The organism is Acinetobacter sp. X9 (assembly GCF_054889255.1).
Genome location: NZ_CM142679.1, coordinates 3,469,806 through 3,491,195, shown reverse-complemented (window position 1 = coordinate 3,491,195; position 21,390 = coordinate 3,469,806). Strand labels below are relative to the sequence as shown.

General features: G+C 40.5%; 13 protein-coding genes. 6 read left to right on the top strand and 7 right to left on the bottom strand.

Annotation, left to right across the window (positions count from 1 at the left end):
• Window positions 1-15: 15 nt before the first annotated feature.
• Complete coding sequence (locus ACYU0V_RS16590; RefSeq protein WP_016142355.1) at window positions 16-522, bottom strand: hypothetical protein; 507 nt, start codon at window positions 520-522, stop codon at window positions 16-18.
• Between the two features lie 168 nt (window positions 523-690).
• Here ACYU0V_RS16590 and ACYU0V_RS16585 point away from each other — a divergent pair, with 168 nt between their 5' ends.
• From ACYU0V_RS16585 to recD, 3 genes are all read left to right on the top strand, one after another.
• On the top strand, window positions 691-4,326 hold the full coding sequence (locus tag ACYU0V_RS16585) for an exodeoxyribonuclease V subunit gamma (protein ID WP_461848300.1): 3,636 nt from the start codon (window positions 691-693) through the stop codon (window positions 4,324-4,326).
• A 3-nt stretch (window positions 4,327-4,329) separates the two neighbouring features.
• Entirely contained in the window at window positions 4,330-8,028 is a 3,699-nt protein-coding gene (locus tag ACYU0V_RS16580) for a UvrD-helicase domain-containing protein (RefSeq protein WP_461848298.1), read from the top strand.
• Between the two features lie 108 nt (window positions 8,029-8,136).
• Window positions 8,137-9,888: an exodeoxyribonuclease V subunit alpha gene (recD, locus tag ACYU0V_RS16575; protein WP_461848296.1), complete on the top strand. Its 1,752-nt coding sequence runs from the start codon at window positions 8,137-8,139 to the stop codon at window positions 9,886-9,888.
• A gap of 700 nt (window positions 9,889-10,588) precedes the next feature.
• Here recD and ACYU0V_RS16570 read toward each other — a convergent pair.
• Entirely contained in the window at window positions 10,589-11,887 is a 1,299-nt protein-coding gene (locus tag ACYU0V_RS16570; RefSeq protein ID WP_461848295.1) for a serine hydrolase domain-containing protein, read from the bottom strand.
• A 210-nt stretch (window positions 11,888-12,097) separates the two neighbouring features.
• Here ACYU0V_RS16570 and rpsO point away from each other — a divergent pair, with 210 nt between their 5' ends.
• The 3 genes from rpsO (at window position 12,098) to ACYU0V_RS16555 (ending at window position 16,009) form a co-directional block, all read left to right on the top strand.
• Window positions 12,098-12,367, top strand: coding sequence for a 30S ribosomal protein S15 (gene rpsO, locus ACYU0V_RS16565; protein WP_002114951.1), 270 nt, complete (start codon window positions 12,098-12,100; stop codon window positions 12,365-12,367).
• A gap of 257 nt (window positions 12,368-12,624) precedes the next feature.
• Entirely contained in the window at window positions 12,625-14,712 is a 2,088-nt protein-coding gene (pnp, locus tag ACYU0V_RS16560; RefSeq protein WP_171071986.1) for a polyribonucleotide nucleotidyltransferase, read from the top strand.
• 85 nt (window positions 14,713-14,797) lie between these two features.
• On the top strand, window positions 14,798-16,009 hold the full coding sequence (locus ACYU0V_RS16555; protein ID WP_202745011.1) for a magnesium transporter CorA family protein: 1,212 nt from the start codon (window positions 14,798-14,800) through the stop codon (window positions 16,007-16,009).
• Window positions 16,010-16,280: 271 nt separating this feature from the next.
• Here the strand turns inward: ACYU0V_RS16555 and ACYU0V_RS16550 are convergent, their stop codons facing one another.
• From ACYU0V_RS16550 to ACYU0V_RS16530, 5 genes are all read right to left on the bottom strand, one after another.
• Window positions 16,281-16,610 (bottom strand): chaperone modulator CbpM, encoded by a 330-nt coding sequence (locus tag ACYU0V_RS16550; RefSeq protein WP_002114963.1) that lies wholly within the window; start codon window positions 16,608-16,610, stop codon window positions 16,281-16,283.
• Window positions 16,611-16,621: 11 nt separating this feature from the next.
• Window positions 16,622-17,578, bottom strand: a complete 957-nt coding sequence (locus ACYU0V_RS16545; protein ID WP_461848293.1) for a DnaJ C-terminal domain-containing protein — start codon at window positions 17,576-17,578, stop codon at window positions 16,622-16,624.
• Between the two features lie 146 nt (window positions 17,579-17,724).
• The gene (locus ACYU0V_RS16540) at window positions 17,725-18,336 is read right to left on the bottom strand and encodes a LysE family translocator (RefSeq protein WP_005079293.1); all 612 of its coding nucleotides are present in this window, start codon (window positions 18,334-18,336) and stop codon (window positions 17,725-17,727) included.
• A 138-nt stretch (window positions 18,337-18,474) separates the two neighbouring features.
• Window positions 18,475-19,350 carry an Hsp33 family molecular chaperone HslO gene (gene hslO, locus ACYU0V_RS16535; RefSeq protein ID WP_005079292.1) on the bottom strand — a complete coding sequence of 292 codons (876 nt, stop codon included), beginning with the start codon at window positions 19,348-19,350 and terminating at the stop codon, window positions 18,475-18,477.
• 164 nt (window positions 19,351-19,514) lie between these two features.
• Window positions 19,515-21,359 (bottom strand): monovalent cation:proton antiporter-2 (CPA2) family protein, encoded by a 1,845-nt coding sequence (locus ACYU0V_RS16530; RefSeq protein WP_461848290.1) that lies wholly within the window; start codon window positions 21,357-21,359, stop codon window positions 19,515-19,517.
• Window positions 21,360-21,390 lie beyond the last annotated feature (31 nt).

Genomic DNA, 21,390 nt, shown 5'->3' with positions numbered 1-21,390 from the left:
GCTACAAGGCAAACATTAATTTACAATAGTGCCACGGCTTTTTTGCTGAATACGTTTTGCAAGGTTATAACTGTCATTCAGATGAGTTTCTGCTATTTTTTTCATCATGAAATAGCCTAAACTTGCTGCTACAATTTGTCCGCCTAGCGGTATAAATTTAGTCACCTGTTTTGTTACGATTTTGCCTAAAAAGCCGTTAAATGTTTTTTTAACGGTAGTACGTGCGACTACAAAACCTGAAAATTCAAAACCGCGTTTACGTAACTCATCCCAATGAATAGTTTTAGTTTTTGGGTCGTAAACGCTCACGTGCTCAGGTGCTAAACCAAAACGGGAATTGATATCTGGAATCAGGTGCGACAAAATTCCCAAATCTACCGCCACGTCAAAAAAAGGAATCGGTACAATTGCCGCTCCGGCTGAGACGTAAGCTCTTTTTTTGATGAGATCATGGCACTCATCGCGAATTTGTTCCAGATTTAGGCTAGGATCAATATAGTCAGGAATCTTGTCAATTTTCATAATGTCTACCTGTATAAGTTCTTGATGGCGTCATTCAAACCAAGTGTAAGTGACACCTTAAGTTAAATTATGCTGTGTTTAAACCAACGTGACATAGTCAGATTCAGTTGTATAGTAATGAATGTTTATGATTTTGTGCATAAATTATGCAAGCAGGAAATGAAATAAATGGGGATCCATGTTATTCAAAGTCAACGTATTGATGTGTTGTTGCAAGGTGTATTGGTGTCTACATCTCAAGCTTCAACGCATCCATTACAGGTTTTGAAAACCCAACATTTTATTGTTCCAAGTCCTGCGGTCGAGCAGTGGCTGATACAAAAACTTGCAGAACAGCAAGGCATGAGTGCCAATTACCAGTTTCACCAACGGGTACGAGGTTTCCAATGGTTTGCCTATCAGCAAGTTTTAACTGCGCATAAAGAACAGGTCCGTAAAGCGAACATCCCGCGTTTGATTTTTAAATGGCGGGTGCATCAGGCTCTACACGAATTTATTCAACCTGACACGATGAGCATCGATACGTCGCATCCTTTACATTCTATTGTTCAGCGTATTTATGACAGTGCAGATCGACTCGAACAAGGCATAGATAAACAATTAAAAAAACAAAAAATGCTGTATTGGGTCGCTGAGCAGGTTGCCGATCTATTTAGCAACTATATGATTTATCGTGGACAGTGCCAGCGTGGTTGTGAAAATAGTTGTACCTGTCCGGAAAACTGGTTGTCTGCTTGGGGACAGGGCCGAGCACTCGATATTGAAAAATATATTGTGCAGAAAGATGAAGAAGTGACTGCTTTTGCATTACATCAAACTGAGGAGCTAGAGCGTTGGCAGCGTTGGTTGTGGCAGCAACATTTTCATGATGATTTTGTGCAAATGCAGCAAATTGACGCGTTGTTTTGGCAAGAGTTAGATCATCCAGACCGTGGTAAGCGTGCTATTTCAAGATTACCTAATCAAGTAGTGATTTTTACGTTATTAGATTTGCCGCCAAGTCAGTTACAGTTCTTGCGCCGTTTAGGCCAATATATTGATGTCTTGATTTTGCACTATAACCCTTCACAAGAATATTGGGCCGATAGTGTCGATCCACTCTGGAAACAGCGTTATGACTTAGGGGTAAAAGAGCGTTTTATTGCGAAAAATCCAAAGGCTACTGATGCTGAAATTAGTGATTTCTTTAATAAATTCACACTCAATTTTAATGCTGAAGCGCGTGAGTCTAGACATCCGCTTTTAACCAGATTGGGTAAACAAGCCCGCGACCACTTTTCTTTATTATCGAATTTATCTACGGGTGAAGAAGGTAAGTGGGTTGATGCTTTTGTGGATGATTTTCCTGAAAGTTTACTCGGTAAAGTTCAGTCAGATATTTTGCATTTAGTTGAACCTCAAGCTAAGCAATATGAGCTTGTTCCAGACGATGACTCGATTCAGATTCATGTTTGTCATTCGACTTTACGTCAGCTTGAAGTACTAAAAGAGCAATTAATCTGTTGGTTGGCTAAACCGCATGAACAGTCGCGCCGTCCAAACGATATTTTAGTTCTAGTTCCTAATTTGGCTGATATAGAGCCTTTAATTCGAAGTGTATTTCCCGCTACTGCCACTGAGCAAGGTGTACATTTGCCAGTGAAAATTGCAGGTGTTGCATCACTTGATGCACTGAATGCTTGGCGTGCCGTGATTGGGCGTATTCAACTGATGCAGGGGCGTTTTAGCTTTGATGATTTTGCTGATTGGTTAAGCTTGCATGCGACCCAGCAACGTTACGAACTTGAGTATGTTCAGGTCGAGCGAATTTTAAATTTACTTGCCGATGCGGGCTTTAAACGAGGGCTTGATGCAGAGCATCTCAAGCGCAGTTTGTGTGACGGTGATGATGATTATCGATATAGCTTTAAATTTGCCTTAGAGCGATTGGCTCTTGGCATTGCCGTGCCTGTACATGCGACCTTTAATCAGGTGTTGAGTTACGCCAAAGTTCAACCGAGCGATTTCGAGCTGATTGGTACACTTATTCAGATGTATCAAGATTTAAATGAGCGCCGTGATTGGCTGACTCTGCATGAACAAGGAAAAGTCTATACGGTTGAATATTGGCTCCAAGTGCTAGGCAAAGATATTGTTGAATTTGAGCAGGTCGGTGTTGCTGCTCTAAAAGCTGTGAGGGAAATTGTTAAAAAACAAGAGCGAATGTTGACGCTCGCAAGCTATTACGCCGAGACAGACACAGGGACTTTGCGCAAAATCACCTTGCCACTACCTTATATTATTGAAGAAATTCAACGGACATTAGAAAGTCAAAGTGCGCAAGCTGAGCCGACTGGGCAAATTACTTTTGCCCAAATTGGACACATTCGACCGTTACCTTATCGTTTAATGGTCATGCTAAATCTTGATGCAGGGCAATTTCCAAACCGCGATACCCATGTTCCATTTGATTTAATGGATGCACTGCGTCAACAGTTAGGCGATCGCTCTCGACTTGAAGATGATCAAGGGGCGTTTTTAGATGCTTTATTATTAGCCCAAGAAAATTTATGGCTGTTTTATAACGGCTTTGATGTGAACGATGGAGAGGTGCGAGAACCTTCTAGTATTCTCCAAGAGTTCCGTGAACATCTTGCCTTGATTGTGAAAGCTGAAGACGATGTACCTGAAAGTGTCGTTATTGAAGGGATTGAAATTCCATCACAGTTAAACCAACTCTATCACTTACATAATTTACAGCCCTTCGACCCGAAAGGTTTCACTGTAGAAAAAAGTGTTATCCGCTACCAAGATCACTGGTTTAAGGTCGCTTCACAAATTCAGCAAATTTCAGGAAACCGTCAACCTTGGGCGAACACAGCCTATCCGCTACAAGCACCGGATATGTTGGTTTTAGAAAGTCAGCAGTGGATACAGGATGTGACATTCCCTGCACGCCTCTATTTAAAAACTTTAGGGGTAGAAAACTTAGGAAGTATCGGAGTGCTCGACCAAAATGAACCTTTATTATTAGATGGTTTAGGGCGCTATGCGATCCGACATTTTTTACAACAATCTGAACAGCAAGCACAACCTGAAGTATTAATTGATCAGTTGCCTGTAGGTAAAGTCAAATATAGCGCATGGCAACAAGGTGTGTTCGAGCAAGAATGTTTGCTTGAACGCCTTCATCATTATGCACCGGAAGTGACACAAACAACTCAGCGTATTTGGCGAATTGCTAAACAGCTTCATATGAATATTACCGTTCCGAAGTCTGAAACTCGGGACTGGGTGAGTATGGAACCTTCAAGCGCTCGCGCAAAAAGACGTGCTAAAGTCTGGTTAGAATATCTGCTCTGGTTAGCTTATTTGAATGAGGGTAGTGCAGGAGCTGAAAAGCGCCGTATTGTGGTTTTTAGCGATCAAACTGTGATTTGTAGTGGGATTAGTTCTGAGCAAGCTCGGCAATATTTGCAGCCATGGTTTAAAATCTGGCGCCATGCACAGCAACAACCTTTAGTTCTACCAGCAGCCTTATTATTAAAGCCGTTAGAAAAAGCTAAAGCATATCAGTGGGAAACAATAAATCAGACAGAAAAAGCAAAACTGGATGAGAAGAGCTATACAGAGCTGCTAAAATACTGGAATGAGACAGGGTCATTTACCACGATGGATATGACTCAAAATGAAGCTTGTAAGTTGCATCAAGACTGGAGCTTTATTTTACAAGAACAAGATGCACAGGCTTTGCTTCAACATGCTTGTGATGAGTTTGCGTATGATTTGTATCATCCGGTTTTTCAATTTCAACATTCGGAGTAAGGCATGAACTCAAGAGTACAGGTGTCTTATCAACCTATTATTGATATTGAATTTAGTGGCTTGCACTTAATTGAAGCTTCGGCTGGTACAGGAAAAACCTATACCTTATCAAGTTTGATGGTCCGTATCTTTCTTGAAAAATACTTGCCTAGACAAGTCATTGCGACCACGTTTACCCGTGCTGCTGCTGCTGAGTTAAAAAGCCGTATTCGTGCACGTTTGGTTGAAACGTACCGTTATTTAGATGCCAAGCGTAGTTTTACAGAACAAGAATTACTTACGCAGGCAGAGCAAGAACCTGATTTATTACTCCAGCATATTCTAAAGCATTTTGCGACGCGTATTGCCTATGCGTGTGAACGTTTAAAATTAGTCATCGATCAGTTAGACGAGTTATTTGTCGGAACACTCGATAGCTTTAGCCAAAAACTATTACGTGAGTTTGCCTTTGAGAGTGGCAAAATTGAACGCGCTCAAATTACCGATGATGCTAAAACCTATAGTCGACAACTGATTCATGATGTACTGCGTGAATGGATACAGTCTCAACCTCAGACCGTGATTGATGCGTTGTATCTGGCAGGTGAATTAAAAAGTGTCGATAGTTTTGTCAAACTGGTCGAAGACTCACTTAACTTTAGTTCTGCTCATTTTAAACTTCCTGAAAAGCCAACCATTCAGTTTGAACAACTTGCTCAGCTAAAACAGTTGGCAACAGAAATCGATATCAGCCTTTTAGACTCGTATTACCAGCTTGATGGCGAACACTATAAGCATGTGAGCGGGACGGTATTTCGAAATGGTGCGTTTAACAAACTATTTAGTGAATGTTTACCGCAGCTTTTGCAAGTTCTAACGCAAAGCGACAGCATTTTGGTTTTTGATGGGTCTTTGACTGCACAACGTGAGCTTGTTTTTAAGTTTTTAGGTCAACTTGCCGATCAGAAAGTTTTCAAGAAATGTCCTGCTGAAATTTCAGATGGATTCTATCAACATCCTTGTATCCAACAGATTCAACAGCTATTTGGTGTGCTGAAAAACTACGCCGAGCAGTTCGACCAGCTTCATATTTTTTTAAAAGCCTATTTATGTGTAGAGGTGAAAAAACGTTTACCTCAGGTTTTGCAAAATAAAGGTGAAACTACTTTTTCTCAACAAATCCGGACACTTTCTGAAGCTTTAAAAGGTGAGCAGGGGCAGCGTTTTGCTGTATTTGTTCAGGCACGTTATCCCTTAATTTTGGTCGATGAATTTCAAGACACTAACCAAGATCAAGATGATATGCTGGCGAGCATTTGGCGCCATCCAGAGCGTTACCAAAAAGGCTGCATGATTATGGTGGGCGACCGTAAACAGGCGATTTACGGCTTCCGTGGTGGGGATATGCTCACCTTCTTAAATGCCTATAAAGATATTCAAGCCAAACATGGTCGTGAATATAAGTTAATTCATAACCATCGTTCTGTTGCTGATCTGGTTGATGTGGTCGACGCCTTATTTCAACGACAAATTGATTTTGGTGAAGAAGTTCAATATGACCCAATTCGAGCAGGCACTCGGCCTCATCCTGTACTGATTGAGCAGAACAATCATAATCCTCACCCTTTGCGCTGGTTAATGCTCAAAGATAAAGAAACAGAGGCTCAGCAAGTTGCTTGGAAGATTCGAGATCTACTTAACCAGTCACATGCCGGACAACTATATTTTCAAAAAGATGCGCAGACTCAAACCTTAAACGAAGATGATATTGCGGTATTGTCCCGTAATCATGATGGACTTGATAAAGTTCAATTTGAGCTAGAGCGTTTAGGAATTCGGGTTAACAGACCATCAAAAAGAAGTGTTTTCGATTGCACGATTGCTCAAGACGTTGGTGCTTTGTTGACTGCCATACTTCATCCTTACGATGAGGCAAAAATGAAGCGAGCTTTAATTAGCCGTCTATTTGCCATGGATTTAAAACAACTCTTGCAGCTTGAGCAGACAGCCGAAGGGTTAAGCCAGTTTATGACTGGTTTTGACACGATTAGAGAGTTGTGGTCCACTCAAGGCTTTTTAGTGGCATGGCAACAATGTCTCATCCAGTTTGATATATGGCAAAATTTGGTTGTTGCCCAAAGTAAAGATAATGAACGGGTTGTGGTGAACTTGCGTCATTTAACTGAAATTCTGAGTCAGCATAGTGAAAAATACTCAGGTGCTCAGAACCTTTATCACTGGTATCTCAAACAGTTGCGTTCTCCTCTTGACCGTGATTGGGAGTTAGAACGTAAATTATCGAGTGAAGCTGGTGTTCAGCTCATGACCATTCACCAGTCCAAAGGATTGGAATTTAAGATTGTATTTTTATTAGGTGCAGACAAGCCCTTTCGAGAAAATAATAAAACACTCAATTTTTCGACCCAAGAGGTCGTCAAGCCAGACATAAGTCAGACCTTGACTCAACGTGTCGTTGCGATTGCTGATAAAACTTATTTGAATGAAATTGAACTTAAGCAGCACGAAGAACGAGCGCTCGCTGAACAGAATCGACTTTGGTATGTCGCTTTAACGCGAGCAAGCCACCGCGTCTATGCTGTCCTACAAGATCTTGATGGCAAGTCAGTATCAGGTCTCGCTTTTTGGAAAAATAGAGCTGAACCTTTTCAACACCGTTGCTGTACGGATGAAGTGGTTTTAGAACAGATTCCACAGGCAATTCATTTAGCCAAGCAAACCAGTATTATTGAAATACAAGCACAACGATTCCCTGAACAACGTTTTTATTCGAGAGGGAAAACCAGTTTCAGTTACTTGGCACAGCATTTAAAACATAAGGCTGGCACAGATTTATTGGCCAGCCAGAGCAATGATGCTGTATTAGCAGAAGATGAGTTAGACTTAATCAATACTGCTGAAGCAATCAGTGCTCAGCCGATTGACTGGATAAAGAATAATTTTCCTAGAGGAACGCTTGCCGGTAATTTCTTGCATGAAATATTTGAACATATTGATTTTCAATGTTCAGATGACTGGGTCATAGAAATACGTCGTCGTTTTAAAAATGACTATAGTAGCCTTTGGCAAGATTTACTCAGTAAATATAACGAGAGCTTCCCAGAAGAGGAAGATGCAGAAAATCTGCTTTACCAGTCAGTTGCAGAGTGGTTAAAAGATATTTTGCGAACACCGCTTTCTCAAGGCTTTCGATTAAACCAGCTCCAACAAGATCAGTATTTGTCAGAGTTTCCTTTTTATTTGGCACTCTCAGATCGGGTTTTAGCAATGACACGTATTCAGCAGCTCTTCGCTGAGTATGGGTTGAATATGCCGGAGTTACTTGAGGCTCGTTCAGCGCGTTACCTTAATGGTTCTATCGATTTGGTTTATTTTGATGGTCAGCGTTACCACATTGCCGATTATAAAAGTAATTACTTAGGGGATGATCTTGCAGATTATCGTAGTGATAGCATTGCTCAAAGCATGTCTTTGGCAAGTTACTGGCTACAAGCAGGTTTATATCTCGTTGCGTTACATCGCTATTTGCAAGTCAAAATGCAGGATTACCAGATTGAGCAACACTTAGGTGGGGCAACTTATCTTTATTTACGTGGCATGAATGGTGAAGCAGAGCAGGGGTACTATTATTGGGAACCTAGCGTCGAGTTTATTCTTCGTCTTGATGCCATTTTGGGGTATTTTGCTGAGGATAAAATAGCATGAAAAATGCTGATAAAATGCGTAATCTGAAGATTAACAAATACTTGGCATGTGGATAAGCCTGTCTATAACCATGTGGACAAGCGTGTGGAAAACTAGGTGGATAAGTGTGTGGACAATCTAAATAGCTCTGAACAGGCCGATTTAAGCTGGTTAACAACGTGGAGTAACTTCTTAAATCAGGCTCCATTTACTGAGCAATCGCAAGTGTCAGAAGCCACTTCTTACTTGCGGCAGCTTATTGAAGCGAGCTTACAAGGCGATAGTTGTATTGATATCAGTTCAGAGCAAATTGCAGCACTTGGTCAGCTTGCTATATCTGCCGATCAAGCAACCTTAAAAGTTGCGCCGTGCGTCTACGATGAGCAGGGGTTGGCATTATACCGATATTGGCACCTAGAGCAACGACTTGCAGAACAAATTTGTCGATTAAAGCAACAATTAATTCAACCTGTCTCTTGTGATGACTATTTAGACCTGCTTACCGATCCTCATCAACAGGCAGCTTTACAAATGGTTGCTCGGCAGAGCCTGAGTATTATTACGGGTGGGCCGGGTACAGGTAAGACTTATACGCTGGCACGTATTATTGCTGTGCTGAGTCAAGCAATTCCACATATTCGTGTGGCGATGGCTGCTCCAACAGGTAAAGCAGCACAGCGAATGCAAGAGGCTTTACAGAACTCGTTTAATGACCCTAAATTGCTTGAGTCCGGATTAGTGAGTGAAGAGCTCAGAAATCAGGGAACACAAACGATTCACCGTTTGTTGGGCATGGGACATAGCCAGACACCACGGTTTAATCAAAAACAGCCTTTGCCTTATGACGTGATTGTCGTGGATGAAGCTTCCATGCTGGATTTAAATCTGGCTACTCTTTTATTTGAAGCTGTGCCTGAGTCTTGTCGAATTATTTTATTAGGAGATGCAAATCAGCTTGCTTCCGTTGATGTCGGGGCGGTTCTTGCAGATTTGCAGCAAATACAGGCGTTGGCTGATAACCGAGTACAATTACAAACCAGTCGTCGTTTTGCTGAAGGTGCATTGATTGGACAAGTGGCCAAATTTATTCAGGCACAAAGCTATCAACAAGACCATGTAGAGGTTTTGCAGCGGTTTGAAGTTGATATTGTTCAGGTTTCAGAATTAAAGCCCATACTTTTACAAAGAGATATGCCTGATGTTGTTCAGCTTGAATATTTACCAGAAGGGAATCTATTAGACCTAGATACCTATTATCAAAAGCTAATGCTCGGTTTCCAAGGATATGTAAAAAGCCTAAAAAATTATTTAAAAGAAGAGCGCTCGATTGAACAGGTCCAAAATGTAGTAAAAGCATTTGATGACTACCGGATTTTAACCGCGGTTCGGCATGGCCCGTTTGGGTTGCAGCAGTTAAACCAATATGCGCAGCGTTGGTTGCAGCAGCAACTTTCAATAGTGACTCTTGGAGGATGGTACGTGGGTCGTCCTGTAATGATGACTTATAACGATTATCAACTCGGTATTTCAAATGGAGACATTGGTTTGTGCTTTGAGCACAGGACTCAGCCACAGCAGTTTGAAGTATATTTTCCAAGTTTGAATAAATGGGTCGCTGCAAATCGATTACCTAAAAGTATTCAAAATGCGTTCGCTTTAACGATTCATAAATCGCAAGGGTCTGAATTTACACACACTGCTGTCGTTTTAGATCAGGCTGCCAAGAACTTATTAAGCCAAGAACTTATTTACACTGCGATTACACGAGCTAAGAAAGTAGTCAGTCTTTTAGTGCATCAAGAGGCTTTATTACAAGCATTTACAGTTCGTACTACACGAAAAAGCGGTTTAGTTCAAAAAGTTAATCGGTTAGTTCGTTAAGACAAACTTAATATTTTTACCCTTGTAAGAAAAAGCTTACATAGATTCGAGATATTTGCTGCTAGAGTACACCCCGTGTTTTTGAGATTATAAACGCACAACGAGCTTGGCACGGAATGTCGGGCAAAATCGCACAATAATAATAACTTAAGTCGAGAGACTGCGAACTTACAATGAAGTAGGTGTATAAAGAGGAAACTTACAGCCGCTAAGCCTTGTAGTTTTGGGAGAGACTACAGGGCTTTTTTATATTCTACTTTTCACCATATTCCAAAAAGCATTCGCACATTTCGTTTTTAACACTATCTTCACTCTGTTTTTGTCTAAAGATTTAAATCAATAATATCAATATATTTATCTATAATATGATTTCAAAACAGGCATTTTTCCTGTGAATTGTTAAGTTATATGTTATACAGAACTGTACGTTAAAGGTAAAAATGGCTATTTACCAAATATTATACAGACCTGTACGTTTTCACTTACATGATGATAAGAAAAATACTACTTTTCTTCATAATTGGATATGTCACAATACATCACATAAGGAAATAGAAACAAAAACATCGGAAGTGAGTTAAAACAACAAGAAGGATGTGACTAGCATCTCACCAACGACAATAAAAACAGCAATAACACGATAAACAAAAACTACAGCGCAAAAAACCCAAGCAGAAATGCTTGGGTTTTTTATTTGCTTCTACACTAAGTCAGTCTCATGAGAATCACTACCAAATAACGAACGGCGTTGATCTCTCGGTATACGTGGACATTGGGTTGAGATTTGATAGAGCACTTTAGCTAAAGCAGGTAGGTGAGTACCTACTACAGATTTACCTGTCGTTAATAGGGAAACACTTATATCTCTTTCTGGATCGGCCCAGCATAAGATATTGGAGAACCCTAAATGGCCAAATGCTTGTCCTGTCATTGGACCAAAAAGGCCTACCGGGTTACTGCCTAACATTGGCCCTAAAGCATAGCGCATTGGAATTAATAAAGTCCGATCAATGTTAACGCCTGTGGTTGGCAGTGTTGCTCTGAAAATTGTTTTCTCACTAAAGATTTGCTGACCGCCGTAGCTTCCACCACTTAAAAGCATTTCAAAGAAGCGACCAGCTTGTTCTGCACTCGTATAGATGTTTCCAGCTGGGCAAATGGTGTCCATAAAACGACTATCGTTCGTCACATCAACTGCAAGTTGTAAACCACCACCTAGCACATGATTTAGGTAGTGATCGGTACCAAGGCGAGGGTGCAGACCTGTTGCACAGTTTAAGGCAACTTCTGAACGGAATTCTGGTTTTAAGCCATAGTTGAAATAGGGCATTCCCATCGGTTTTTCGATAGTTTGATGTACAAATTCACGTAAATCCTGCCCAGTCACCCGTTCAATGACTTCTCCTAAAATATAACCTGCCGTAACAGCATGATAGGCAAGGTGATTGCCAGCAGGAGACACAGGTCGGGCAGCATATAAACGTTTTAAAATTTCGTCTTTATCAAATAACAATTCTGGTGTGACATCGCCATCAATATAGGGAATGCCGCCACGATGTGCTAATAAATGAAAGATCGTTGCACGGCGCTTACCATTGACCCCATATTCAGGAACATAATAGCTCACGGGATCAAGTAAATTGATTTCACCCTTTTCATCTAATAGATGAATCAACATGGCTGTAATCATCTTTGATGCTGAAAATAGGCAAACAGGTGTATCTGGTGTTGCAATCAGAGCATTTTCTTGAAGTCCTGCCGGAGAGTTCCCTTGGGCATATCCAATACTTCTATTCAGCAAAATTTTACCTTGCCTACGTAAACAAAAGGTAATGAGTGGATAGTTTCCGGTTCTATACAGTGCTTCTATACTTTTCCAGATTTTTTGAATCTGGTGATCGCTCATTCCACCCTGTTCAGCAGCAACTTCATCTTTTTGTCGAATGACTTGCCCAATATTGTCCGGTACTGGACAGGTGTTAGTTGAAAAAATTTTCACACGTCCCTCGCGCTTCTTTCTTTTTATTCGAGGCTAGTGTGCAGGGTTAAGGTCCTCATGTCAGTGTCTAAAATGACAAGTTACTGAAAACTATTTTGCAATCCACCTATAGATACCTTAAAATAGGCGACTTGCTGTAGTGATGCACGGCAGTCAGTTGCCTCAACTGATTCATATCGTTTACTTTTTTAAGCATCTCGGAGAAATCGAATGGCTTTAACTAATGCAGACCGCGCAGAGATCATTGCTAAATTTGCTCGCGCTGAAAATGACACTGGTTCACCAGAAGTACAAGTAGCTTTATTGACTGCTCAAATCAATGATTTACAAGGTCACTTCAAAGCTCACAAACACGACCACCACAGCCGTCGTGGTTTGATCCGTATGGTTAACCAACGTCGTAAATTGCTCGACTACTTAAATGGTAAAGACCACGGTCGTTACACTGCTTTGATCGGTGCTTTAGGTTTACGTCGTTAATTCGATTTTCACTTTGTTTTCGCTATTTCGCATGTCGCAATGCTTTATCGCTGAAAAGAGAGTTTCACTTAATGCTAGGTTAAGTGATTTTTAGAAGGGGCGCTTGTGCGCTCCTTCTTTGCGTTTAACTTATTTTAAATAATTGATCTAGTGTGATGGCTTCTAAGCTTTGTCATTTATCTACCAATCGGTGTAGTCTGAATGCCAAACCTTAGGGGTCTCACTAGAATAAAATTAGGAAAATACAATACATGTCAATGTTTAATATCGTTCGTAAAGAATTCCAATTCGGTCAACATCAAGTCGTTTTAGAAACGGGTCGCGTTGCACGTCAAGCAAACACAGTTTTAATCACTATGGGTGGCGTAACTGTTTTAGTTGCAGTTGTTGCTCAACCTAAAGCAAAAGCGGGCCAAGACTTCTTCCCGTTAACAGTTAACTATCAAGAAAAACAATATGCAGCTGGTCGTATCCCTGGTGGTTACGGTAAGCGTGAAGGTCGTGCTTCTGAAGCTGAAACTTTAATTTCACGTCTTATTGACCGTCCAATTCGTCCGTTGTTCCCAGAAGGTTACTTCAACGAAATTCAAGTAACAGCAACTGTTGTTTCTTCTGACAAAACTATGGATGCTGACATTGCAGCAATGCTTGGTACATCAGCAGCATTGTCTATTGCTGGTACTCCTTTCCGTGGCCCAATCGGTGCAGCACGTGTTGGTTTAATCAACGGTGAATATGTTCTTAACCCGAACTTTGAACAGTTGAAAGAAAGTGACCTTGACCTTGTGGTTGCAGGTACAGAATCTGCTGTACTGATGGTTGAATCTGAAGCGAAAGAACTTTCAGAAGACCAAATGCTTGGTGCTGTGCTTTTCGGTCATGACGAAATGCAAATTGCAATTCAAGCAATTAAAGAATTTGCGGCTGCTGCTGGCGCTGTTGAATCAACTTGGGTTGCTCCAGCTAAAAACGAAACTCTTCTTGAGCAATTAAAAGCAGCTTTCGAAGCGAAAATCTCAGAAGCATATACAATTGCAGTTAAACAAGACCGTTATGCAGCACTTGATGCACTTTATGCAGAAGCTTTAGCTCAGTTTGTTCCAGAAAATGACGAAACTGGTATTGCTGATGAAGTAAACGAATTATTCGAAGACCTTAAATACCGTACAGTACGTGACAACATCTTGTCAGGTAAGCCACGTATTGATGGTCGTGATACTAAAACTGTTCGTGCTATCGACGTTCAAGTTGGCGTATTAGATCGTGCACACGGTTCTGCATTATTTACACGTGGTGAAACTCAAGCGTTGGTAACAACAACTTTGGGTAATACTCGTGATGCGTTAATGGTTGATACCCTTGCTGGTACTAAGACTGACAACTTCATGTTGCACTACAACTTCCCTGCATACTCTGTAGGTGAAACAGGCCGTGAATCTGGTCCTAAGCGTCGTGAAATTGGTCACGGTCGTTTAGCACGTCGTGGTGTTCAAGCAGTTCTTCCTGCGGCTGACCGCTTCCCGTATGTAATTCGTATTGTATCTGACATTACTGAATCAAACGGTTCATCTTCAATGGCTTCTGTATGTGGTGCTTCATTATCACTTATGGATGCAGGTGTTCCGCTTAAAGCACCAGTTGCGGGTATCGCAATGGGCTTGGTGAAAGAAGGCGAGCGTTTCGCAGTACTTTCTGACATCTTGGGTGATGAAGATCACTTAGGTGATATGGACTTTAAAGTAGCAGGTTCTGCAAACGGTATTACTGCACTTCAAATGGACATCAAGATTGAAGGTATTACTGAAGAAATTATGGAAGTTGCATTAAACCAAGCATTTGCTGGTCGTATGCACATCCTAAACGAAATGAATAAAGTCATTTCACGTGCGCGTGCTGAAATCAGTGCTCATGCACCGACGTTTGAAGTGATTAACATCAACCCAGACAAGATCCGTGATGTTATTGGTAAAGGCGGCGCAACTATCCGTCAAATTACTGAAGAAACTAAAGCTGCAATTGATATCGAAGACAACGGTACTGTTCGCGTATTTGGTGAAACTAAAGCTGCTGCTAAAGCTGCAATTGCTAAGATTCAAGCAATTACTGCTGAAGTTGAACCAGGTAAGATCTATGACGGTAAAGTAATTCGTATCGTAGAATTCGGTGCGTTTGTAAATATCATGCCGGGTACTGATGGCCTTCTTCACATTTCGCAAATTTCAAATGAACGTATTGCGAACGTAACTGATGTTCTTAAAGAAGGTCAGGAAGTGAAAGTACAAGTTGCTGATGTTGATAATCGTGGTCGTATTAAATTGACTATGAAAGACATTGAACAAGCATAATTGTTCTGGTGACATGAAAAAGTCCGCTTGATGCGGACTTTTTTTATGGCATGATGCAAGTAATACAAAAACAGATCATTGTGGTATGCAGGTTTATTACTTTTATCGCCATCACGCTGACGGCTATGTCTTTTTAAGCCGTGAGCAGCATAATGAACACATTATGGAGTTTTTCTGGATTGATAGTGTCAGAACGGATGTGGTGAACCATAACGAAGAATGGCAACAAACGATTCAGCAGCTTTCAGACGTGGTTATCAATGAATTTCATATGCGGGATATTGCGAATATTGAGCATCCTTGTGCATTTGATACGCTTGAAGAATACGACCTGCTTATTTTTAGAAAGCTCGTTACACCTGATGATGAAATTAAAAATGGGGAATCCCATGAGAGTGTATTTGGTCTAGCAACCACGCCGATTAGCTTTATTTTTACCCCTAAAGTTCTGATTAGTGTTCGTGAGCAAGGCAATAAGTCGATTGAAAACTATATTCAACGTCTCGAAAATATTTTATGTAAAACTTTGGAAGAACAAAACAAAACCCGTAAGCTGCCTAATTCACCTGTAGATTTATGTTTACGTCTGCTGAATAGCATGGTGGATGGCTACCTTGATATCCGTTCACCTTTAACTAGAAGAGTTGAGCATTGGCAACAACAATTGTTGCAAGGGAATCGGCGTTTTAAGCAGTGGCATCAACTGTTTCATGAAAATATGGCCTTTCAGCAGGTCGAAAATCTATGCGAAGAACAAATCGAAACCTTACAAGAGTTTCGTGATGAAATTGTAGAAAACTATCATCATGTTATTGGTGAGAAGACGCATAGTTCTCAAGATCTTTTATTAGTTCGTTTGAATGATTTAATGAGTCATGTCGAACGTATTCAAAAACATACTTTGCGTTTACGTAGCGCCATTCAGTCGGCGATTGATTTGCACTTCTCAGCAATTGCCAACCAGACCAATGAGAATATGCGTATTCTTGCCATTATTACTGCTGTATTTGCACCGCTTACGCTTTTAACCGGTATTTATGGAATGAACTTTGAGTTTATTCCAGGGCTTAAATCACCGGTAGGTTTCTGGATTATGCTCGGTGTTATGCTGCTAAGTACTGTTTTGTTACTGTACTATTTTTATCGACAACATTTGGTGGGGCGCGGTGAAAAAAGTGTTATCGACTTACTAGCTCAACAGCATCGCCAAGATCGAATGAATTTGTTTTGGTTTCTGGAATATGAACCGATTAAGCAGACTTTGAAGGAAGTGGAAAAGATTACTCGGTTGAAATAATTCTTCAATTTTTATTGAATTTTTTCCAAATTTGCTTGAGCTAAGCGTCATCCACAACCTGAGCGAGAAAAAGCAAACATCGTTTGCTTCGAGCGCAAGACAAACGAAGTGCGTAGCTTGTGTTCAAATATAAATTTGATCTTAGTACGCACTTCAATATCTCTGGTTTTGGCCTTGCGTAGCTTCGCTACTCATGCCAAAACAAAAGTAACGTAATTGGCTGATGAAATAGATAGTGAGTGCCAGTAGGACTCCGTCGTCACTATCTAATCTAATGAAAATGCTTCAACTGTTTTCTAAGTTGTTGCACTTCATCAATCAAATCTAACATTACAGCAACTGCTGCCAAACTTGCGTCAAAGTCACGTTGCAGACGATACGCTTTACGTGCACGTGCGACATCTTCACCCATAAACTGGTGTGCTTCAGGTGTGTTCTCGACTGATAAAATATCATATTCAATGAGCTGAAGAATCCAGTCAGGACTTTGGCCGCAAGCTTGGGCAAACTGTTGTAAATCAAATGTCGATTGTTCATCAACGACCTCTGCACTAAAGGTATGGCCGTCATATACAATTTCTCGATAGTGAATGGTTGTCATGATCTTGCTCCCTAATGAGATGAACGAGGTTCGAATGAAGCAAAGGCTTCTGCCAGTTGCTGATACGCTTCTTTTTCTTTTTCAGAATTTGCTGGGGGGAATACAATATTTAAAATTAAATAAAGATGGCCTGGCGTTTTATTTGGTATCCCTTTGTCTTTTAAGCGTAGCTGTTGTCCTTGTTTGGCATTTTTAGGTAAATTGACATGTAAGGATCCTGCTGGAGTTTTTACTTCAATACCTTGACCTAGTGCCGCTTCCCAAGGAGCTACATCTACGGTCAGATATACGTCACTGCCTTCAACATGAACACGGTCTGTATCTTTATACTGGATTTCAATATAAAGATCGCCGTTGGCACCGTCATTAATCCCGCTTTGGCCTTGTCCACTTAAGCGAATTTGTTGACCTTCTTTCATGCCTTTTGGTATTTTCACCTGCAAGGTTTTGCGTTGAACTTCAGGTTCGCCATAAGCGTTTATGGTTGGAATTTGCAAAGTAATTTGCTGTGTTGAACCATGATAGGCAATATCAAGATCAACCTCTATGCTGGCATGTTGATCTTCACCGCGATAACTACGTTGTTGTCTTTGATATTGTTGTTGCCCACCGCCAAAGCCTGCACCAAAGCGACCAAATAAATCTTCAAAACCGCTAAAGTCTGCTTGTTCACCGCCTGTAAAACCTTGACGATAAAACTGTGCTCCATCAAAACCACCTTGTGCAGCACCCTGACCAAAGTTATTAAAACCTTGAGGATGATCTAACATTTGGTCATATTCGGCTTTTTTTTCTGCATTGCTTAATGTGTCGTAGGCAACATTAATGGCCTGCATCTTTTCCTCTGCATCTTTTTCTTTGCTGATGTCTGGATGATATTTGCGGGCTAATTTTCGATAAGCTTTTTTAATTTCATCAGCAGAGGCTTTGCGTGTAACCCCTAATTCTTCATAATAATTTTTTGCCATAATGTTTTATCACGATGGTGTTGTTTATTTCATTATGAAACGATTTTTAGAGTTTTCAATAAGCTAGATTGTATAAGAGTTGTTCTATTACGAAATCCAGCGGAACGTAAGGAGGTATAGCAAAATTAGACTATACCTCTAATAAGTTAGATAAAACTTTGATACAAGCCGTAAAGAGCAATCAGTAAAAGTAATAAACCGCAGAGGCCTAATATTTTTGGATATAAATGACTGTTAGAAAGGCGGCGGAAAAAGATATAAACCAAAGATAGGGTGAGGAAGTCTAAAACAATCCATGTCAGCGTAAGTAGGGTTAAACTTAAATTTAACTGAGGGGTAATAGAGACAAATTGCGGAAAGAAAGCCGAGAAAAAGATAATATCTTTTGGGTTTGAAATACCGACAAGAAAACCTTTTTTAAAGCCACCATTTTGTGCTGAAACTGTTTGTATCGCTTCTGGGTGAGGTGCCTGAATCACTTCTTTAAGAATACTTAACCCCAGATAGCCAATATATAGGCAGCCTAAAATACGAATGATATTGAGGTAACTATCATTAACACTCAGTACTCCTTTTAAAACCAGTACTGAAATAAAAATTAAAACAAGGGATGCTAGGTTTGTACCAAAAATGGTTTCCAGTGCTTTTTTATAGCCCCCTTTAAGTCCAGCGCTTGCAACTAAAATCATGACAGGGCCAGGGGTCGCAATCATGATAACTACGCTAAAAATAAAGAGAAAATAATCAAAATAATTCATGGTATTTAGGCATCTTATTTATTAGGCTATAAAGTAGCCTTATATTATCCTATTTGAATTAACATGTTGAAAATTATCATCAAAAAATGCAGGTAAATAAAAAAGGCGGTATAACCGCCTTTTTATAAAGTTAAAAGATTAACTTAAATGTTCACCAAATAACGCTAAAGCCTCTTCAGCGGTAAAGGTATATTGCGTATTACAGAACTGACAGTCCATACGAATCGGGTTCTGATGTTCTAGGGTTTCATGAACAGCGTCTACACCAATTTGAATCAGGGCATTTGCACAGCGTTCTTTTGAACATGTACAGCCAAATTTTAATGCTTCAATTTCTGGTAAACGAACTTCTTCTTCGTTATATAAACGATACAGGATTTCATTTGCATCTAAATTGGTAAGCTCTTCAGCTTTTAATGTTTCGGTCAACATTGTCAAACGTGGCCATAAATCTTCATCGACCAAGTTTTGCTCTTCTTCATCATGACGTGGTAAGAGTTGAATCAGTAAACCGCCAGAACGCTTATCTGTACTTGCCAACACAATACGAGTTGGAATTTGTGCAGATAAATCGTAATACTGCATCAAGCAGCCTGCTAAATTTACTTGATCAAGCGGCACGATCCCTTGATAACGTTCGCCAAATTCCGGTTCAATATTAATAAATAAAACAGGATTAACTAGGGCACCAAGAACTGTGCTGCTGTCTGTTGCTTCCACAAAGCGAGGATCAGTTTCATAGTCCGCTAAAGCACGAACCTCTCCTAAATGATTACATTCAGCCATCGCCCATTTGAAGGTGCCGCTAGCCTGGATTTGCAAGCTGATACGGCCTTTGATTTTTAGTGTACTTGCAAGTAATGCAGTCGCACTCAACATTTCACCTAGCAGAATTTTAACAGCAGGCATATAGTCACGTTGAGCTAAGATGGTTTGTAGGGCTTCTTCAAGATGAACTACTTCTCCACGTACTGGAAAGTTCTCTATATAAAAGCGTTGGCGTAAATCAGACATAATATTCTCCAGGGCCCTAAGCAGAGTATAACTATTTCGTTTTAATCAAGCTTAGGAAATGCAGCGAAGCCGCAAGCCGGACAGGGGGCAGCTTTGTGCCCATTGTCCAATTATTTAGGCAATGTGAATAAGTCCTTAATATAGCCATTTTCTGAAATCTCAAGTTATTCTAGATGATCTCTTGTAATGTCGATGCGATTTGGTTGTAAATGACGCTTTAAATTAACATCATGTTTTGATGTAGCCTGTTGCTGCGCATCACTTTCAAACAAATGTTCAAGCTCGGCTAAGGCATTACGATGTGTTTCAAAGATCTTCTGTTCGTCTGTATAAATACTTTGCTGCTGTATAAGCAATTTCTCATCATAATCCCGAAAGATTTCGATATTGTTATACGCTTGTTCATCAGAGATACCGAGTTCTCGCAAAGCGCGGTAAGCCATACCTAATGAAGATAGATACGTTTCACGCCAAATGTATTCCACGCCTAAATCTCTTAAAAGGTGGACATGGTGGCGGTCACGAGCACGAGCCAACAGCTTTAAGTTTGGATAATTTAATCTAAGATGACGTGCGACATTCATAGAGTCTTCAACATCATCGATTGCTAAAATAAATACTTTGGCTTTTTCAATACCAGCAGAACGCAGTAAATCGGGCTGGGTCACATCGCCATAATAGAGCTTACCGCCGTATCGGCGAACAAAGTCCACTTGATGAAGATTGTTGTCGATTGCAGTAAAGCCTAAATGTTGTAGGCGAGCAATACGCGCGATGATTTGTCCAAACCGACCAAAGCCGGCAATGATAATCGGGTTATCCTGCTGAGGAATTTCATCATACTCGGGAGGACGTTCTTTATTAAACAGAGGAATGACCTGAGTTGCCATGATCCAGTAAATTACTGGTGTAAGTACCATCGACAACGTCACGATCAGAGTCACGGGTTCTAATATAGCTTGAGTTAAAACCTTCTCACTTTTGGCAAGACTCAAAATTACAAAAGCAAATTCTCCGCCTTGTGCCAAGCAAGTACCTAAAAGCAAGCTGTTATTCCAACTGTATTTTTTATAGCGGGCAATAGCGGTCAATATCAGCGTTTTGATGAGTAATAAACTGACTGCACCACCAATAATAAGCAAAGGCATTTCAATGAGCAGTGACAGCTGTGTGGTCATGCCAACGGTCATAAAGAATAAGCCAAGCAATAAACCTTTAAATGGTGCAATACTCGCTTCAACTTCGTGGCGAAATTCTGAATCTGCTAATAATACACCTGTGAGGAATGCACCTAATGTGGTGCTAATTCCTAAAGTGTCCATAAGCAAGACAACAGCAAGAATAATAAATAATCCTACTGCTGTAATAAGTTCAGTCGCTCCACTTTTGGCAACAAAGCGGAAGAATGGACGCATCACATAGCGACTAAACAGAAATAGACCAGTAAAGGTTGCAATGATAGCCGCAAAATAAGCTACCCCATGATGGGTTGATTCTGTTCCTGCCAATAATGGAATAATGGCAAGTAAAGGAATAGCCGCTATATCTTGGAAAAGTAAAATGGAAAAAGACTGCTGACCATAAGTCGTATTGAGTTGCTGCTTTTCGGTCAGAAGTTGTAATACAAAAGCGGTGGAAGACAGCGCAAGGGCAGAACCAATGACAAAGCTGACAGAAAGCTGCTGTTGAAAGAGTAACAGTACGATCAGCATAAGAATGGCCCCACTAATGAGGACTTGCAGACTTCCCATTACAAAAATAGAGTCACGCATTTCCCACAAACGTTGGGGGCGCAACTCTAAACCAATCAGGAACATTAATAAGATAACGCCAAATTCGGCAAGTTCCATAATCGCTTCAGGGTCATGTGCAATATTTAAAACACTAGGACCTAGAAGTATTCCTGTAAATAAATAGCCTAAAACTGTTGCTATCCCTAGGCGTTTGCCAAGAGGGACTAAAATCAGAGAAGCTCCAAGAAAAATTGTTGCTTGCAGTAAGAATGACATTCATTGCCTCGAATGTATTAGTCTCTTTTAA

Excerpts from the sequence above, each read along its gene's own strand:
- ACYU0V_RS16590 (WP_016142355.1), bottom strand. The coding sequence starts at position 522 with ATGAAAATTGACAAGATTCCTGACTATATTGATCCTAGCCTAAATCTG.
- ACYU0V_RS16585 (WP_461848300.1), top strand. The coding sequence starts at position 691 with ATGGGGATCCATGTTATTCAAAGTCAACGTATTGATGTGTTGTTGCAA.
- ACYU0V_RS16580 (WP_461848298.1), top strand. The coding sequence starts at position 4,330 with ATGAACTCAAGAGTACAGGTGTCTTATCAACCTATTATTGATATTGAA.
- rpsO (WP_002114951.1), top strand. The coding sequence starts at position 12,098 with ATGGCTTTAACTAATGCAGACCGCGCAGAGATCATTGCTAAATTTGCT.
- pnp (WP_171071986.1), top strand. The coding sequence starts at position 12,625 with ATGTTTAATATCGTTCGTAAAGAATTCCAATTCGGTCAACATCAAGTC.
- ACYU0V_RS16555 (WP_202745011.1), top strand. The coding sequence starts at position 14,798 with ATGCAGGTTTATTACTTTTATCGCCATCACGCTGACGGCTATGTCTTT.
- ACYU0V_RS16550 (WP_002114963.1), bottom strand. The coding sequence starts at position 16,610 with ATGACAACCATTCACTATCGAGAAATTGTATATGACGGCCATACCTTT.
- ACYU0V_RS16545 (WP_461848293.1), bottom strand. The coding sequence starts at position 17,578 with ATGGCAAAAAATTATTATGAAGAATTAGGGGTTACACGCAAAGCCTCT.
- ACYU0V_RS16540 (WP_005079293.1), bottom strand. The coding sequence starts at position 18,336 with ATGAATTATTTTGATTATTTTCTCTTTATTTTTAGCGTAGTTATCATG.
- hslO (WP_005079292.1), bottom strand. The coding sequence starts at position 19,350 with ATGTCTGATTTACGCCAACGCTTTTATATAGAGAACTTTCCAGTACGT.
- ACYU0V_RS16530 (WP_461848290.1), bottom strand. The coding sequence starts at position 21,359 with ATGTCATTCTTACTGCAAGCAACAATTTTTCTTGGAGCTTCTCTGATT.